At 73.0% G+C, this 15,593-nt stretch carries 19 protein-coding genes; 3 read left to right on the forward strand and 16 right to left on the reverse strand.

Features of this window, described 5'->3' with window-relative positions; translation table 11 throughout:
• The first annotated feature begins 66 nt into the window (after positions 1–66).
• Positions 67–630 (forward strand): Uma2 family endonuclease, encoded by a 564-nt coding sequence (locus ABZV78_RS19535; protein WP_355640406.1) that lies wholly within the window; start codon positions 67–69, stop codon positions 628–630.
• 63 nt (positions 631–693) lie between these two features.
• On the opposite strand, the gene ABZV78_RS19540 is transcribed toward ABZV78_RS19535, so the two are convergent.
• The 16 genes from ABZV78_RS19540 to ABZV78_RS19615 form a co-directional block, all read right to left on the reverse strand.
• Positions 694–1,107 (reverse strand): DUF5130 family protein, encoded by a 414-nt coding sequence (locus tag ABZV78_RS19540; RefSeq protein WP_355640408.1) that lies wholly within the window; start codon positions 1,105–1,107, stop codon positions 694–696.
• The gene (locus tag ABZV78_RS19545) at positions 1,094–1,381 is read right to left on the reverse strand and encodes a hypothetical protein (protein WP_107076375.1); all 288 of its coding nucleotides are present in this window, start codon (positions 1,379–1,381) and stop codon (positions 1,094–1,096) included. Before ABZV78_RS19545 ends, ABZV78_RS19540 begins: the two co-directional genes overlap by 14 nt.
• A 74-nt stretch (positions 1,382–1,455) precedes the next feature.
• The gene (locus ABZV78_RS19550) at positions 1,456–2,919 is read right to left on the reverse strand and encodes an amidase (RefSeq protein WP_355640410.1); all 1,464 of its coding nucleotides are present in this window, start codon (positions 2,917–2,919) and stop codon (positions 1,456–1,458) included.
• 73 nt (positions 2,920–2,992) lie between these two features.
• Complete coding sequence (locus ABZV78_RS19555) at positions 2,993–3,421, reverse strand: PIN domain-containing protein (protein ID WP_355640411.1); 429 nt, start codon at positions 3,419–3,421, stop codon at positions 2,993–2,995.
• Positions 3,418–3,636: a type II toxin-antitoxin system VapB family antitoxin gene (locus ABZV78_RS19560; protein WP_355640413.1), complete on the reverse strand. Its 219-nt coding sequence runs from the start codon at positions 3,634–3,636 to the stop codon at positions 3,418–3,420. The genes ABZV78_RS19555 and ABZV78_RS19560 overlap by 4 nt, the downstream gene beginning before the upstream one ends.
• A 28-nt stretch (positions 3,637–3,664) precedes the next feature.
• Positions 3,665–4,675: an amidohydrolase family protein gene (locus ABZV78_RS19565; protein WP_355640415.1), complete on the reverse strand. Its 1,011-nt coding sequence runs from the start codon at positions 4,673–4,675 to the stop codon at positions 3,665–3,667.
• Complete coding sequence (locus tag ABZV78_RS19570) at positions 4,675–5,199, reverse strand: 3-hydroxyanthranilate 3,4-dioxygenase (protein ID WP_355640417.1); 525 nt, start codon at positions 5,197–5,199, stop codon at positions 4,675–4,677. The genes ABZV78_RS19565 and ABZV78_RS19570 overlap by 1 nt, the downstream gene beginning before the upstream one ends.
• A complete protein-coding gene (locus tag ABZV78_RS19575; protein WP_355640434.1) occupies positions 5,196–5,651 on the reverse strand; it encodes a RidA family protein in 456 nt (151 codons plus the stop codon). Before ABZV78_RS19575 ends, ABZV78_RS19570 begins: the two co-directional genes overlap by 4 nt.
• A 20-nt stretch (positions 5,652–5,671) precedes the next feature.
• Positions 5,672–6,445, reverse strand: a complete 774-nt coding sequence (locus ABZV78_RS19580) for a fumarylacetoacetate hydrolase family protein (RefSeq protein WP_355640419.1) — start codon at positions 6,443–6,445, stop codon at positions 5,672–5,674.
• A complete protein-coding gene (gene dmpG / locus ABZV78_RS19585; RefSeq protein WP_355640421.1) occupies positions 6,442–7,503 on the reverse strand; it encodes a 4-hydroxy-2-oxovalerate aldolase in 1,062 nt (353 codons plus the stop codon). Before dmpG ends, ABZV78_RS19580 begins: the two co-directional genes overlap by 4 nt.
• Complete coding sequence (locus tag ABZV78_RS19590; protein WP_355640423.1) at positions 7,500–8,429, reverse strand: acetaldehyde dehydrogenase (acetylating); 930 nt, start codon at positions 8,427–8,429, stop codon at positions 7,500–7,502. Before ABZV78_RS19590 ends, dmpG begins: the two co-directional genes overlap by 4 nt.
• Positions 8,426–9,220, reverse strand: coding sequence for a fumarylacetoacetate hydrolase family protein (locus ABZV78_RS19595; protein ID WP_091319063.1), 795 nt, complete (start codon positions 9,218–9,220; stop codon positions 8,426–8,428). Before ABZV78_RS19595 ends, ABZV78_RS19590 begins: the two co-directional genes overlap by 4 nt.
• Positions 9,221–9,264: 44 nt before the next feature.
• On the reverse strand, positions 9,265–10,746 hold the full coding sequence (locus ABZV78_RS19600) for a 2-hydroxymuconic semialdehyde dehydrogenase (protein WP_355640435.1): 1,482 nt from the start codon (positions 10,744–10,746) through the stop codon (positions 9,265–9,267).
• Between the two features lie 20 nt (positions 10,747–10,766).
• The gene (locus ABZV78_RS19605) at positions 10,767–12,101 is read right to left on the reverse strand and encodes an NAD(P)/FAD-dependent oxidoreductase (RefSeq protein WP_355640425.1); all 1,335 of its coding nucleotides are present in this window, start codon (positions 12,099–12,101) and stop codon (positions 10,767–10,769) included.
• Positions 12,098–13,375 (reverse strand): kynureninase, encoded by a 1,278-nt coding sequence (gene kynU, locus ABZV78_RS19610; RefSeq protein WP_355640427.1) that lies wholly within the window; start codon positions 13,373–13,375, stop codon positions 12,098–12,100. The genes ABZV78_RS19605 and kynU overlap by 4 nt, the downstream gene beginning before the upstream one ends.
• A gap of 14 nt (positions 13,376–13,389) precedes the next feature.
• Positions 13,390–14,274, reverse strand: coding sequence for a tryptophan 2,3-dioxygenase family protein (locus ABZV78_RS19615; protein ID WP_355640428.1), 885 nt, complete (start codon positions 14,272–14,274; stop codon positions 13,390–13,392).
• 141 nt (positions 14,275–14,415) lie between these two features.
• Here ABZV78_RS19615 and ABZV78_RS19620 point away from each other — a divergent pair, with 141 nt between their 5' ends.
• A complete protein-coding gene (locus ABZV78_RS19620; RefSeq protein WP_355640430.1) occupies positions 14,416–14,886 on the forward strand; it encodes an Lrp/AsnC family transcriptional regulator in 471 nt (156 codons plus the stop codon).
• 91 nt (positions 14,887–14,977) lie between these two features.
• Positions 14,978–15,487, forward strand: coding sequence for a hypothetical protein (locus ABZV78_RS19625; protein ID WP_355640432.1), 510 nt, complete (start codon positions 14,978–14,980; stop codon positions 15,485–15,487).
• The last annotated feature ends 106 nt before the right edge of the window (positions 15,488–15,593 follow it).

Genomic DNA, 15,593 nt, shown 5'->3' on the forward strand with positions numbered 1-15,593 from the left:
GGGGCCGGCGTGGGTGGGAGCCCGCGCCGGCCCCGGCCGTTATCGTGTGGAGAGGAGGTGGACCTGATGGCGCAGCCGACCTTCGGGGGGCGGCGGCCGGACCGGAGCTGGCGCGAGCAGGATCTGCTCGACCTGCCCGAGGACGGGAACCGCTACGAGCTCATCGACGGGAGCCTGCACGTGACCCCTCCGGCCGGGCCCGACCATCACGAGCTGGCGGACGACATCCGCATGGCACTGCGCCAGGCGGCTCCCGACGGTTGGCGGGTGATCCGGGAGATCGGCGTCCGAGTGCCGGGCGGCAACCTGATCCCGGACGTCACCGTGCTCAAGCCCGGTGCCCCGAGGGACCGGATGTGGGCACAGCCGACGGACGTCGCACTGGTGGTCGAGGTCGAGTCGCCGAACAGCCGGCGGCACGACCGCTTCACCAAGCCTGCCCTCTACGCCGAGGCCGCCATCCCGGCGTACTGGCGGGTCGAGCGGGGTGACTTCGGGCCGGTGGTCTACCGCTACGAGCTGGCCAAGGGCCTCCACTACGACCTGCTGGGCACCTTCGGGCCGGACGATCCCGTCGAGGTCACGGAACCGTGGCCGATGCGGCTCGATCCGTCCACCTGGCCCCGCTGAGCCGACGAGACGAGAAAGCCCGGCCCGCGTTTCGCGGGCCGGGCTTTGTCGTATGCGGAGGGCTCAGCCCTTGCCGGCGTGGCTGGCGAGCTGGTCGAGGCCCTGGATGATGCCGCCGGCCAGGTCGCCGCCGCCGAACGAGGCCACCATGGAGAGCGCGGCCAGCTTGGCGTACGTGTCCGGGATGCGCTTGCGCGCGTAGCGGCCGGTCACGATCTCGAGCTGCCGCTGGTTGGGCGACACGGCGATCAGCACCGACTTGTCCGGCTCGGCGAGCTGGCGGTGCAGCCGCTGGGCGTGCTCCCGGATCGGCTCGTCGAGGCCGCCCACGTAGACCGAGAAGACCAGGCCGGTGCCCTGGTCGGCCAGGCGGAGCGCCTCGTCGATGCGGAGCAGCTGACGGGTCGAGAACGGCCCGTCCAGGACCTCGGGCGGGTTACCGGTCCCCGTCGCGGCCTGCTTCTCACCAACGGTCACTTGCGCCTCCGGTTCCACCGGCCGGCGCCTCCCGGCCGGCCTGCTCCTGCTTGCGGCTGGTCAGCGCCGGCGCCTGCGCGCCGGCGGCCAGTGCGGTGCCGGCCGAGTCGGCCAGCTGCTCCGGACGGCCCAGGAACCAGACCGGAGTGAAGTCGAAGGGCCGGCCCGGCCGGTAGCGCTTGGCGCCGCCACCACCGCCGCCGCGACTGCCGGCGGCCGCCAGTCCGGCGATCACCAGCACGGCGGCCGCCGGGATGCCGACGAAGACCAGCAACGTCTCGGTAACAGACAATCCCAACGCCCCCAGGCGGAAAGAGAGACCAGGAATGTTCCGGGTCGGGTGGACGGTCATGACGACGCGCGCCCGACCCCGCTTGTGCTGTTCACGTTAGCGGAGTCGACGGCCCGCCAGATTGCGGGGTGCTGATCCCACCCGCCACACCCGTGCTCCAGTTGCGCGGCAGTGGCTATCAATGTCGCGTCGTCGCCGTAGCGGCCGGTGAGCAGCACGCCGACCGGCATCCCGTCGCCGGTCCGGCCGACCGGCAGGGAAACGGACGGGTCGCCGGTGACGTTGAAGATGGCGCAGTACGGCGAAAACCGGCGCTGCCGGTCGAAATCCTCGGCCGGGTCGAGGCTCGCGAACGCGCCCACCGACGCCTGCGGGGCGGCCAGGGTCGGGCAGAGCAGCAGGTCGCAGCCGGCGGTACGGCGCACGCCGCGGCGTACCTGGGCTTGGAGTTCACCGAGCGCGGCCATCAGCGGGCCCGCGCCGACGGCCGTGCCCCGGTCCCGGAGGAACCGGGTCAGCGGCAGCAGGTCGCTCTCCCGTTCGGCCGGCACCGGGGAGAGCGCCAGCACGTACCAGACGGTCTCGAAGAGTGGCCACGCCTCGGGGCCGAGCGGCGCGGGGACGTCGACCACCTCGTGGCCGGCCGCGGTGAGCAGCGCGGCGGCCCGGTCGACGGCGGCCACGCAGTCCGGGTGGACCGGCTCATCGGCGAGCATCGGGGTGGTGAACCGGCCGATCCGCAGCCGGCCCGGGGCGGCGTCCCGGGCGGCCCCCAGGTAGCCGCCGGTGGGCGCGACGGGCGGCAGGTAGGGCTCGCCGGGCACCGGTTGTGCCAGCACGTCGAGCAGCGCGGCCACGTCGGTCACCGTCCGGCCGAGCGGGCCGCTGGTGGGCAGCCCGAACGCCCCGAAGCCGAGCGGGCCGCCGGAGACCAGCCCCCGGCTGGGCTTGTAGCCGACCAGTCCGCAGAGTGCTGCCGGGATGCGCAGCGAGCCGCCGCCGTCGGAGCCCTGCGCCACCGGCACCAGCCCGCCGGCCACCGCGGCCGCCGCCCCGCCGCTGGACCCGCCCGCCGTGTAGCCGAGGCCCCACGGGTTGCGGGCCGGCGGAGCGACGAGCCCCTCGGAGTAGAGCGAGCAGCCCAGCTCGGAGGTGGTGGTCTTGCCGAGGCTGACCAGCCCGGCGGCGGCCATGAACCGGACCACGTCGGCGTCGACCGGCGGCACGAAGTCGGCGAAGGCGGCCGAGCCGAAGGTGGTGCGGACCCCGGCTGTGAGGGTGAGGTCCTTGATCGCGGTCGGCACGCCGTGCAGCGGACCGCGCCGGTCCGCCGGGACCGCGTCGGCGGCGGCCGCCGCCGCCCGCGCGCGTTCCGGGGTGACGGTGACGAACGCGCCGAGGGTGTCGGCGAGCGCGTCCACCCGGCGCAGGTGGTGCTCGACCAGCTCCACGCTGGACAGCTCACCCCGGCGGATCGCGGCGGCCTGCTCCAACGCGGTCAGGTCGTGCGGCTCGGCCATGCCGTCATCCTGCCCGGTCGGCGGCCGGATGGTCGGGCGACACGACCGTAGGGGCGCGGCTCGCCCCTCGCGGTCAGGACAGGGTCCCGGGCGGCGCCACCCATTCCGACCTGGGGCCACCGACTGCCGCCAACAGATCGAAGTCGCGGTCGTAGTGCAGAACGGTTGCGGAGTATTCGGCGGCGACTGCGGCGACCGTGAGGTCAACCGGGCTGACCGCCCGATGATGACCGCGCGTGGTCAGCGCCAGCTGCAAATCCCGGGCACGAGTCGGGACGGCGGCGGTCATCGGCAGATCGACCATGACCTGAGCGCGGCGAGCCCGGATCGTCATGGCATCGCGGAAGTCACGGGCGCTCCGCCCGTCCTCGAGATCCAGCGGCAGACACGTCGCTGCCAGTCGCTCCTCGAGCAGCGCGGTCACCCGCTTCGCGACCACGGGCAGGCGCAGCCGTGCCCACGCCGAGGTGTCGATCAGGTAGAGGCCGGCAGGCACGTTCACGCCGCGCCCTTCTCGCTGTCGGGGGTCTTGTCGTCGTCGACGATGCCCGTCCAGTCCCGGTCGATCGACAGCAGCTCTCGGATCGCCTCCATCCGCTCACTTCGCTCGGCGACAAGTCGCAGAGCCGCGTGAATCGTGTCCTTCTTGCTCTTGGTACCCAACTCTTGTCGGGCGCGTTCGAGCAGCTCATCGTCAAGATCGATAACAGTCTTCACGCCCCAAGTATATACGGCAGGACGCGCTTTATATACCAACGTGGCCGAGGAAGCGCAGGGCGTTGTCGGACAGCAGCTTGTCGCGCTGCTCGGCGGTGAGGAAGTCGGCCTTGCGGACCACCTGCCCGACCGGCCGCTCCCCCAGCGGGTACGGGTAGTCGCTGCCCACCAGCACGCGGTCCTCGCCCATGGTGTCGACCAGCAGCCGCAGCGCGGCCGGCTCGAAGACCACCGAGTCGACGCAGAACCGGTCGACGTAGGCGCTCGGCGGAGCGCTGGACGCGCCGCGGACCAGGTCGCCGCGGCGGTGCCAGGCGTTGTCGGCGCGGCCCAGCCAGAACGGGAAGCTGCCGCCACCGTGCGCGAAGCAGATCCGCAGCGTGTCGGGCACCCGGTCGAAGACGCCGCCGAGGATCAGCGCCAGCACCGACAGGTGCGTCTCGGCCGGCATCCCGGTCAGCCAGCGGGCCATCCACCGGTCCAGCCGGGGCCCGCCGGGCATGTCCCACGGGTGCACGAAGACCGGCGCGCCGACCTCGGCGCAGTGGGTCAGGAACTGCACGATGCCGGCGTCGTCGAGGTCGCGGTCGCCGACGTGGTTGCCGATCTCCACACCGGCGTGCCCGGCGGCCAGGCAGCGGTCCAGCTCGGCGCAGGCGGCGTCCGGGTCCTGCAACGGCACCTGGCAGAACGGCACCAGCCGGTCGCCTCCGGCGGCGGTGACCTCCAGGGTGAGGTCGTTGAAGATCCGGGCCACCTTGACGGCCTGGTCGGCGGGCCGGTCGTAGCTGAAGAAGACCGGGGTCGGCGACACGACCTGCACGTCCACGCCGTCGGCGGCCATGTCGGCGAGGCGGGTCTCCGGATCCCAGCACTCCGCGCCGACCGGCCGGAACTCCGTCTCGCCCACCATGATCATGGCGGCCCGCTCGGAGTCCACCCGCAGCCAGGGCCAGCCGGACCCGCCGCAGGCCGCGGCGAGGTCCGGCCACCCCTTGGGTACGACGTGCGTGTGCACGTCGACGACACGGTGCGGCATCAGCCCTTGCCCGGGTGCAGCGCGCCGCAGTTGCCGCAGGTGCGGGCCTTCTCGTCGGCGTAGAACTCCGCGAAGACCGGGGGCAGGTCGGCGGCGATGTCGCGGACCTGGAGCTCCACCTCGTGCACCTTGTGGTGGCACTCGGGGCAGTACCACTGGAACTTCTCCAGCGTGCCCTCCTCGCGGACCCGCTCGACCACCATGCCGATCGAGCCGGCCTCGGGGCGCTGCGGCGAATGCGGGGTGTTGCGCGGCAGCATCCACATCTGACCCTCGCGCACGTGCACCGTGCGCGGCCCCTCGGGAAGCATCAGGTTGATGTGCATGTTGCCCTTGACCTGGTAGAAGAACTCCTCGTACGGGTCGACGTGGAAGTCGGTCCGCTGGTTCGGGCCGCCCACCACCATGACGATGAAGTCGTCGCTGCCCGGCAGCATCTCCTTGTTGCCCACCGGCGGCTTGAGCAGGTGCTGGTTCTCCCCGATCCAGCCGGAGAAGCTGAACGGCTCGGCGATCTCACTCATGACGGACCTCCCGACGGAAGTAGGGCCACGGCCTGCATCTCGATCAGCAGGTGCGGATGCGGAAGCTGGTGCACGGCCACCGTGGTCCGGGTCGGCCCGCTGGCGTCGAAGAACTCCGCCCACACCTCGTTGTAGCCACCGAAGTCGTTCATGTTGACCAGGTAGCTGGTGACCTGCACGAGGTCGGCCAGGTCGGTGCCGACCGAGTGGAGCAGGTCCCTGATGTTCTCGATCACGGCCCGGGTCTGCGCCCGGATGTCGAGGTCGGTGGTGCCGAACTCGTCCACGGAGACACCGGCGAAGGTGTTGTCCGGCCGGCGCGACGACGTACCCGAGACGAAGACGAACCCGCCGGCGACCTTGACGTGCGGGAAGGCCCCGCGCGGCACGGCCTTCCCGGCGACCACCCGGGCGGTCGGATTCCCCTCGGTTCGCGACTGCGGGGCTCGCAACCCCGGCTCACTCCTCGCGCTCACGACGCGGCCTTCAGCGACGCGGTCCCGAGCTTCTCCACGACGGCCCGGACGTGGGCGCCGGGGCGCAGCGGCACGGCGGCGGTGGCCGCGCCGGCCAGGAAGACCCAGCCCTCGCGGAGCCGGACGCCGTGCCGGCCGGCCAGCCGGATGCCCTCGTCCAGTGCCCGCCGCGGGTCACCAAGGATCGCGGCGGTCGAGCCCACCTGCGCCACCCGCCCGTCGATCTCCAGCAGCACGCCGAGGTTGTCCAGCCCGTCCGGCACCGGCGACCAGGGCCCGACCACGAACGCGGCGGCCGAGGTGTTGTCGGCGACGACGTCCGGCAGGGAGAAGGTGAAGTTGGCGTAGCGGGAGTCGATCAGCTCGATCGCCGGGGCGACCGCGCGGACCGCCTCGGTGAACGCGCCGACCGGCTCGCCCGGCTCGGGAAGACGGTCCAGCAGGAACGCCACCTCCGGCTCGACCCGGGGGTGGATGAAGTCGGCCACGTCGACCGTGCCGCCGTCGGGCACCCGCATCACGTCGGTGAGCCGGCCCCAGATCACCTCGTCCACGCCGACCTGGGCCATCTTCGCCTTGCTGGTCAGCCCCATCTTCAGCCCGACCAGCCGCTCACCCCGGTCCAGCCGGCGCTGGAGCAGCGCGGCCTGCACCGCGTACGCGGCGTCCACGTCGAGGCCGGTCTCGGCGGCGAGTTGCGGGATCGCGGTGGCCGAGTCGGCCGCCGCGCCCAGCTTCTCGGCGATCCCCGCGATGTCCGGCCCGATCATGAATTCTCCTTACCGGCCAGGTCCAGTGCCACGTCCACGATCATGTCCTCCTGGCCGCCGACCATCCGGCGCCGGCCCAGCTCGACCAGGATCGAGCGGACGTCCACCCCGTACTTGGCGGAGGCGCGCTCGGCGTGGCGGAGGAAGCTGGAGTAGACGCCCGCGTAGCCGAGGGAGAGCGTCTCCCGGTCGACCTGCACCGGCCGGTCCTGGAGCGGGCGGACCAGGTCGTCGGCCGCGTCCATCAGCGCGAACACGTCGCAGCCGTGCTTCCAGCCGTGCAGTTCGGCGACCGCCACGAAGACCTCCAGGGGGGCGTTGCCGGCGCCGGCGCCCATGCCGGCCAGCGACGCGTCCACCCGGACCGTCCGGCCGTGCGGGGCGTCCGCGCCGGCCGGCCCGGGGCCGGGGATCCGGCCGTGCTCGACCGCCAGCACGCTGTTCGCCACACCGAGCGACAGGTTGTGGTGGGCATGGATGCCGATCTGCGTCTCCGGTTCGAGCACCTGCCGGTAGGCGTCGACCCGCTCGGCCACGTCGGACATCAGCAGCCGCCCGCCGGAGTCGGTGACGTAGACGCAGTGCGCCCCGTAGGACTCCATCAGCTTGGCCTGGGCGGCCAGCCCGGCCGGGTCGTTCATGTGCGACATCATGAGGAACCCGGAGACGTCCATGCCGTTCTCCCGGGCCCAGGAGATGTGCTGGGCGGAGATGTCCGCCTCGGTGCAGTGGGTGGCGATCCGGACGCTCGTCACCCCGAGCGCCCTGGCCGCCTTCAGGTCGGCGATGGTGCCGATGCCGGGCAGCAGCAGCGTGGTGAGCTTCGCGCTGGTCAGCACCTCGGCGGCGGCGGAGATCCAGTCGGCGTCGCCGGCCGCGCCGTGGCCGTAGTTGACGCTGGAGCCGGCCAGGCCGTCGCCGTGCGCCACCTCGATGGCGGCCACCCCGGCCGCGTCGAGCGCGGCGGCGATGGTCCGCACCTGGTCCACCGTGTACCGGTGCGCGATGGCGTGCATGCCGTCGCGCAGCGTCACGTCCTGGATGTAGAGGTCGGTCATCGCGCGTCCACCTTCCGGAGCGTGACCAGCCGCTCGGCGGTGCGCAGCGCGGCCGAGGTCATGATGTCCAGGTTCCCGGCGTACGCGGGCAGGTAGTGCCCGGCGCCGGAGACCTCCAGGAAGACGGTGACCTGGAGCCCGGTGAAGTGCCGGCCCAGCACCGGCGCGTAGGTGTCCACCCGGTCGAACTGCACGTCCTGCTTGAGCCGGTAGCCCGGGACGTACTCCTGCACGGTCTTCACCATGTCGGCCACCGAGGCGGCGATCGCGGTCCGGTCGGCGTCGGCGTCCGGGCAGAGGCAGTAGACGGTGTCCCGCATGAGCAGCGGCGGGTCGGCCGGGTTCAGCACGATGATCGCCTTGCCGCGCTCGGCGCCGCCGACCACCTCGATGGCCCGGGCGGTGGTCTCGGTGAACTCGTCGATGTTGGCCCGGGTGCCCGGCCCGGCCGACTTCGAGGCGATCGAGGCGACGATCTCCCCGTACGCGACCGGGGTGACCCGGCCGACCGCGTGCACGATCGGCACGGTGGCCTGCCCGCCGCAGGTCACCATGTTCACGTTGGGCTCGCCCAGGTGCTCGTCGAGGTTGACCGGCGGCACCACGTACGGGCCGATCGCGGCCGGCGTCAGGTCGACCACGGTCCGGCCGTGCGCCCGCAGCACCGCGTCGTGGCGCCGGTGCGCGCCGGCCGAGGTGGCGTCGAACACCAGCTCGACGTCGGCGAACTCCGGCATGGCCACCAGGCCGTCGACGCCCTCGGCGGTCGTGGCCACGCCGAGCCGCCGGGCCCGGGCGAGGCCGTCGGACGCCGGATCGATGCCGGCCATCGCGACCATGCGCAGCTCGGCGCTGAGCCGCAGTACCTTGATCATCAGGTCGGTGCCGATGTTGCCCGACCCGAGCACCGCCACGCCGACGGTCATGAGGCCTCCTTGGAGAAGCAGGTGCGCACCGAGCCGAGCCCGGAGATCCGCGCCTCGTACGCCGCGCCGGGCGTCACGGGCACCATCGGTCCGAGCGCCCCGGAGAGCACCACGTCCCCGGCCTTCAGCGGGTCGCCGGCGCGGGCCATGGTGCCGGCCAGCCACTCCAGGGCGTGCAATGGGTTGCCGAGGCAGGCCGCCCCAGCGCCGACCGAGACCGGCTCGCCGGCGTGCTCCAGCACCATGCCGCAGAGCCGCAGGTCCACGTCGGCCAGCCGGCGCGGCGCGGTGCCGAGCACGAACAGCCCGCTGGAGGCGTTGTCCGCCACGGTGTCCACGATGGAGATGTCCCAGCCGGCGATCCGGGAGTCGACGATCTCGATGGCCGGCAGCACGTGGTCGACGGCCCGGATCAGGTCGACGGTGGTCACCCGCTCGTCGGGCAGATCGGCGCCGAGCACGAAGGCGATCTCCGCCTCCACCCGGGGCTGGAGCAGCCGGCTCATCGGCACCTCGACGCCGTCGCCGACCGCCATGTCGTCGAAGAGCACCCCGAAGTCGGGCTGGAAGACGCCGAAGTTCTCCTGCACGGCGCGGGAGGTGAGGCCGATCTTCGCGCCCACCCGGCGGTGGCCCTTGCCGAGCCGCTGCCGGGTGTAGACCTGCTGCACCTGGTAGGCCGCCTCGATGTCGCCCTCCGGCAGCAGCCGGCCGCGCAGCGGCGGGCACGGCTTCTCCTCCTGCCGGGCCACGGCCAGTTCCCGGTTGGCGGCTTCGATGTCGACGGTCATCCCGGCTCCTCGCTGCGTTCGCTGACGACGCCGGCCATTGTGGCTCATGACAGGTCCACGCAGACGTTGGTGAGTTCGGAATAGAAGTCGAGCGAGTGCACGCCGCCCTCCCGGCCGATACCGGACGCCTTCACCCCGCCGAACGGGGTGCGCAGGTCGCGCAGGAACCAGGTGTTCACCCAGACGATGCCGGCGTCCAGCCGGGACCCGGCCCGGTGCGCCCGGCCCACGTCCCGGGTCCAGACCGTCGCCGCCAGGCCGTAGTCGGTGCCGTTGGCCAGGGCGTACGCCTCGTCCTCGTCGTCGAACGGCGCGACGTGCACCACCGGACCGAAGATCTCCTCCCGGTTGGTGCGGGCGTCCGCGCCCAGCCCGGTGAGCACGGTCGGCTGCACGTACGCGCCGCCGTCGCGGGCGTCGCCGAAGCGCGGCGTCCCGCCCCCGGCGCGTACCTCGGCGCCCTCGGTGCGGGCCAGGTCGTAGTGGCCGAGCACCTTGTCCCGGTGGGTGTGCGAGATCAGCGGCATGTTCACGGTGGCCTCGTCGGCCGGCCAGCCGTACGCCAGCTCGTCGGCGCGCTTGGCCAGCCGGGCGGTGAACTCCTCGAAGACCGGCCGCTGCACGTAGATCCGCTCCGTGCAGAGGCAGACCTGGCCGCCGTTGGTGAAGCTGGACCGGACCGAGCCGGCGACCGCCGCGTCCAGGTCGGCGTCGGCGAAGACCAGGCCGGCGTTCTTGCCGCCCAGCTCGAAGCTGACCGCCTTCACCCCGTCGGCGGCGGCGCGCATGATGGCGCTGCCGGTGGCCGACTCACCGGTGAAGGTGATGGCGTCGACGCCCGGATGCCGGGTGAGGTGCTCGCCGGCCGAGCCGGGGCCGAAGCCGTGCACCAGGTTGAACACGCCCTCGGGCACGCCCGCCGCGGCCATCACCTCGGCGAGCAGGGTGGCCGACGCCGGGGTCTCCTCGCTGGGCTTCACGATCACGGCGTTGCCGCAGGCCAGGGCCGGAGCGACCTTCCAGGTGAGCAGGAGCAGCGGCAGGTTCCACGGCACGATGATCGCGACCACGCCGACCGGCTTGCGGACCGCGTAGTTCAGCGCCCGACCGCCGGTCGGGGTGACCGTGGTGAACGACTCGGTCGGCGCGGTCGCCACGATCTCGGCGAACGCCCGGAAGTTGGCCGCGCCGCGCGGGATGTCCAGCGTGCGGGCCTGGGAGATGGCCTTGCCGGTGTCGGCGACCTCGGCCGCCACCAGGTCGTCGAAGCGGCGTTCCAGCTCGTCGGCGACCCGGCGGAGCACCTCGGCGCGCTCCCGCTCACCCATCCGGCCCCACCGGCCGCGCAGCGCTGCCCGCGCCGCGGTCACCGCGTCGTCCACGGTGGACTCGCCGGCCTCGACCACCTCGAAGACCGGCTCACCGGTGACCGGGCTGCGCTTGGTGAACCGCGGCCCGGCGTCCACGAAGGACCCGCCGACGAAGTTGCGCAGCAGGCCGGGGCCGTCCGGCGCGTGCCCGGCCATCAGCCGGGGATCCCAGAGGGTCATCCTCGCCTCCCTCGGCCGAGCGCCACCGCCGCCCCGGCCAGCGCCGCCAGCGCGCCGGCCGCCACCGCCCCCACCACCCGGTACTGCCGGCGCACCCGGCGGCGCACCTCGGCGTACGGGGTGGTGGAGAAGGAGACCAGCTCGTACTGCGAGACGTAGCGGCCGGGCAGGGCGCGCTCCAGCGCGTGCTCGATCTTCTTGCGGGTCTGGAACACCGGCGAGGCGACCTTGTCCCGCATCTCCACGAAGTTGGTCAGCGCCATCCGGGCGATCGCCTCGGCGTTGGCCTGCCGGCGGTGCTGGAACAGCGGCAGCGCGGACGCCCACTGGTCGCCGCACTCGTCCAGGCAGCGGTCCAGCTCGACCACGTCCTCGAACGCGCAGTTCGCGCCCTGGCCGTAGAACGGCACGATGGCGTGCGCCGCGTCGCCGAGCAGGCCGACCTTGCCGGCCACCTGCCACGGCGTGCAGCGGACCGTGCCGAGCACCCCGACCGGGTTGTGCTGGTAGTCGTCGACCAGGTTCGGCGCGAGCGGCACCAGGTCCGGGTAGTGGGTGGCGAAGTAGGTCTCGATGGCGGCCGGGCTGCCCAGCGAGGCGAAGCTCTGCGTGCCGTGGGTCGGCCAGAACAGCGTGCAGGTGAAGGAGCGGTCCGGGTTGGGCAGCGCGATCATCATCGAGGTGCCGCGCGGCCAGATGTGCAGCGCGCCCGGGTCCAGCGCGAACTCGCCGCCGATCGGCGGGATCGTGAGTTCCTTGTAGCCGTAGTCGAGGAAGTCCAGGCTCTCGGTCACCGCACCGTACGCCAGCAGTTGCCCGCGCACCGCGGAGCCGGCGCCGTCGGCGCCGAGCACCACCGACGCGGTCTCGGTGACCTTGCCCTGCGGGGTCTCGAAGGTCATCTCACCGGTAACCGGGTCGAGCCCGACGAGCCGGTGGTCGAAGGCGATCCGCACGCCCGGCAGCGCGGCGGCGGCGTCGAGCAGCGCGTTGTTCAGCGCGCCCCGGCTGATCGAGTTGATCGCCCGGTCGCCGGAGACGCTGTACGACTGGAACTGCGGCTCCCCCTCCACCGGGTGGATCATCCGGCCCCGCATCGGCAGCGCGTCGGTCATCACCTGCCGGTCCAGCCCGATCCGGCGCAGCGCGTCCAGGCCGCGCTCGGAGAGCGCCAGGTTGATCGAGCGACCCCGCTCGACCTTCCCGGTGCGCGGGTCCGGCCGCCGCTCGTAGAGGGCGACCGGGTAGCCGCGCCGGGCCAGGAAGCAGGCCAGCAGGCAGCCGGCCAGCCCCGCGCCGACGACGGCGATCTCCTCGCGTTCCGTACTCATGAGGTGGCCTCCACGGTCGCGGCCAGCGCGTCGGCGACCCGCCAGCAGTCGTGGTACGTCGAGTAGAGCGGCACCGGGGCGAACCGGACGACGTCCGGCTCCCGGGCGTCGGCGATCACGCCGTGCTCGTGCCGCAGCCGCTTGGTCAGCTCGTTGGCGCTGCCCGCGCCGATCCGCACCGAGAGCTGGCAGCCCCGGCGGGCCGGGTCGCGCGGGGTGATCACGGTCAGCGGCCGGTCGGCGGTCACCTCGTCGAGCAGCCGCTCCAGGTAGCCGGTGAGCCGCAGGCTGCGCTCGCGCAGCGCCGGCATGCCGACCGCGTCGAACAGCTCCAGCGAGGTGCGCACCGGGCCCATCGCGAAGATCGGCGGGTTGGAGATCTGCCACGCCTCGACGGTGGCCGGGGGCCGGGAGACCGGGGTCATCTCGAACCGGGTGGCCGCCTCGGTGCTCCACCAGCCCTCGAAGCGGGGCAGGGTCGGGTCGCCGAGGTGGCGCTCGTGGACGAAGACGCCGGCCAGGGCGCCGGGCCCGGAGTTCAGGTACTTGTAGGAGCACCAGGCGGCGAAGTCGACGTCCCAGTCGTGCAGGGCGAGGGGCACGTTGCCGGCCGCGTGTGCCAGGTCCCAGCCGACCACCGCGCCGGCGGCCCGCCCGGCGGCGGTGATCGCCGGGATGTCCATCAGCTCGCCGGTCAGGTAGTTGACCCCGCCGAGCAGCAGCAGCGCCACGGTGTGCCCCTCGGCGGCCAGGAAGTCGAGGACGTCCTGCGTCCGCAGGGTGTCCTCGCCCGGGCGCGGCTTGAGCCGGACGACGGCGGTGTCCGGGTCGAGGCCGTGGAAGCGGGCCTGGCTGCGCACCGCGTAGCTGTCCGAGGGGAAGGCGCTGTCCTCGATGACGATCCGGCTCCGCTCCCCCGCCGGCCGGTAGAAGCTCACCATCAGCAGGTGCAGGTTGACCGTCAGGGAGTTCATCACCACGGTCTCCGCGGGGCGGGCGCCGACCAGCCGCGCGGCCGGCGCGGTCAGGAGTTCGTGGTACGGCAGCCAGGGCCGCTCCGCCTCCAGGTGCCCCTCGACGCCCAGCCGCCGCCAGGCGTCCAGGTCGGCGAGGAGTTCCTCCCGGGTGGCCCGGGGCTGCAGGCCCAGCGAGTTGCCGGCCAGGTACGCCACCTCGGGGTGCCGTCCGCCCTCGGCCGGCGGTACCAGGAACAGGTGCCGGTGGCCGGGGTCGGCGGCGTCGCGGGCGCGGGCGTCTTCTTCGGGGGTGTGCATGCTGCTCTCTCCGGTCACATCGCGGTCCGGGCCGACCACAGCTCCGGGAAGACCACCCGGGCCATGCTCCGCTGCAACCAGGCCAGCCCGGCGGAGCCGCCGCTGCCGACCTTGGCGCCCATCGAGCGCTGCACCGCCTTGATGTGGTGCCAGCGCCAGTCGCCGAACCGTTCAGCCACCTCGGTCAGCGCCTCGCCGAGCAGGCGCAGGTGGTTGTCGGGGCCGCCGTCGGCGTAGATCCGCACCCAGGCCGCCTCGACGGCGGGGTGCGACTCGTGCTCGGTCGCCACGTCCCGCTCCAGCAGGTCGGCGGGAAGCTCGAAGCCGCGCCGGGCGAGCAGCGCCACCACGTCGTCCCAGAGGCTCGGCGTGGCCAGCGCGGCGGTCAACTCGGCGTGCACCTCGGCCTGCCGGCGGAACGGGCGGATCAGCGCCGGGTCGCGCAGGCCGAGCACGAACTCCAGCTGGCGGTACATGGCCGACTGGAAGCCGGAGCCCTCGCCGAGCCGGTCGCGGAACCGGTTGAAGTCGGCCGGGGTCATCCAGCGCAGCCCCTGCCAGGCGGCGTTGAGCCCCTCCAGGTGCAGGGCGGCGCGGCGCAGCGGGGGCAGCGCCTCCCAGACCCGGTTGGCCCGCAGCTCGCGCTGGGCGTGCCGCAGCTCGTGGCAGGTCAGCTTGAAGTACAGCTCCATGATCTGGCTGACCATCAGGAAGGACATCTCGCCCGGGTCGTCGCTGAGCGGCTGCTGGAGCTGGTGCAGCGTGCTGGCGTGGACGTAGGCGTCGTAGGGCACCCGGTCGGCGAACTCCAGGGTCGGCTCGCCGCCGTTGCGCGCCGCGCGGACCGCCCGCTGCTGCGAGGTCGCCGGCCGCACCGCCGTCGTCTGTTCCACCGTCATCTCCTCCGTACGCCGGGGTAGACGACATGATGCCGCTGGTGGATCCGCAGATGGAATGCCTGTTCAACGGCGGTACGGTGGTCTCACCTGTCGCACCGAAGGCGTCTTCGGTGCTCGACTTCACGAAGGAAAGGTCACCGCGTGGACGACATGGACTGGGCGCTGCTGCGCGAGCTCCAGGCCGACGCCCGGCTCTCCTACAGCGAGCTGTCCCGCCGGGTGCACCTGTCCCCGCCCGCGGTGGCCGAGCGGGTGCGCCGCCTGGAGGAGTCCGGGGTGATCACCGGCTACCACGCGCACGTGGACCTGACCCGGGCCGGCCGCACGGTGCTCGCGCTGATCCGGATGTCCTGTTACGGGTCCCGCTGCATCCTCAACGACCCCGAGGTGGCGGACTGGCCGGAGATCATGGAGATCCACCGGATCACCGGCGACGCGTGCAGCATGCTCAAGGTGGCCGCCGGCACGATGGGCGAGTTCGAGGGGGTCATCGACCGGCTCGCCCCGTACGGCCAGCCGTCCAGCACGATGGTGCTCTCCACCCCGCTGGACTGGCACCCGGTCACCCCGCTCCCGCCGCCCGGAGCGTCCCCGGTCGCCCGGCGCCGCTGATCCGCCCCGGGTTTGCCCCCGGGTCAGGGGGAATGCAGCCCGCGCTGCCCGTCAGCAGGATTCCGGTGCGCCGCACCGGAAGGGGGGAATCATGCGAGGGCTCCTGTCACACCGCGCGCTCTGGGCCGTTCTGGGCCTACTCGGGCTGGTCGCGGCGTTCGTCCTGAGCACGGCCTCCCCGGCCCGCGCCGGGGAGAACGTCTTCGTCGAGGTCACGCCGAACAGCGTCCAGGCCGGCTCCCGGGTGAACATCCGGGCCAGCTGCGACAACAACAACGACCGGCAGGCCCAGGTCACCTCGGACGCCTTCGGTCGGGTGATGCTCCGGCCGGACAACGGCTTCCTCACCGGGTCGGTCACCATCCCGGGCAACAAGGCGCCCGGCGACTACCCGGTGAACCTGGAATGCTCCAACGGCCAGACCGCCTCCACCATGCTCACCGTGCTGAACATGGCCCAGCCGAGCAAGGGCCCGGCGACCGGCGGCGGGGGCACCGCGGGCGGCCGGGGGGCCGGCTCACTGCTGCTGGTCGGCGGCCTGGTCGCGGTGGCGGTGGTGGCCGGCGTGGGCGCCCGCCGCAAGACCGGTAGCCGCTTCTGACGAGGTGCGGCCAACGTCCGGCTGGTCGACGAACGCGGCACGTCCTCCACCTGCCCCACCTGTCGGCGGCGGGTACCGAAACCCCGCGGCCGGACCTTGTCCTGCC

Source organism: Micromonospora sp. NPDC004540 (assembly GCF_040610095.1).
Lineage (GTDB): Bacteria > Actinomycetota > Actinomycetes > Mycobacteriales > Micromonosporaceae > Micromonospora.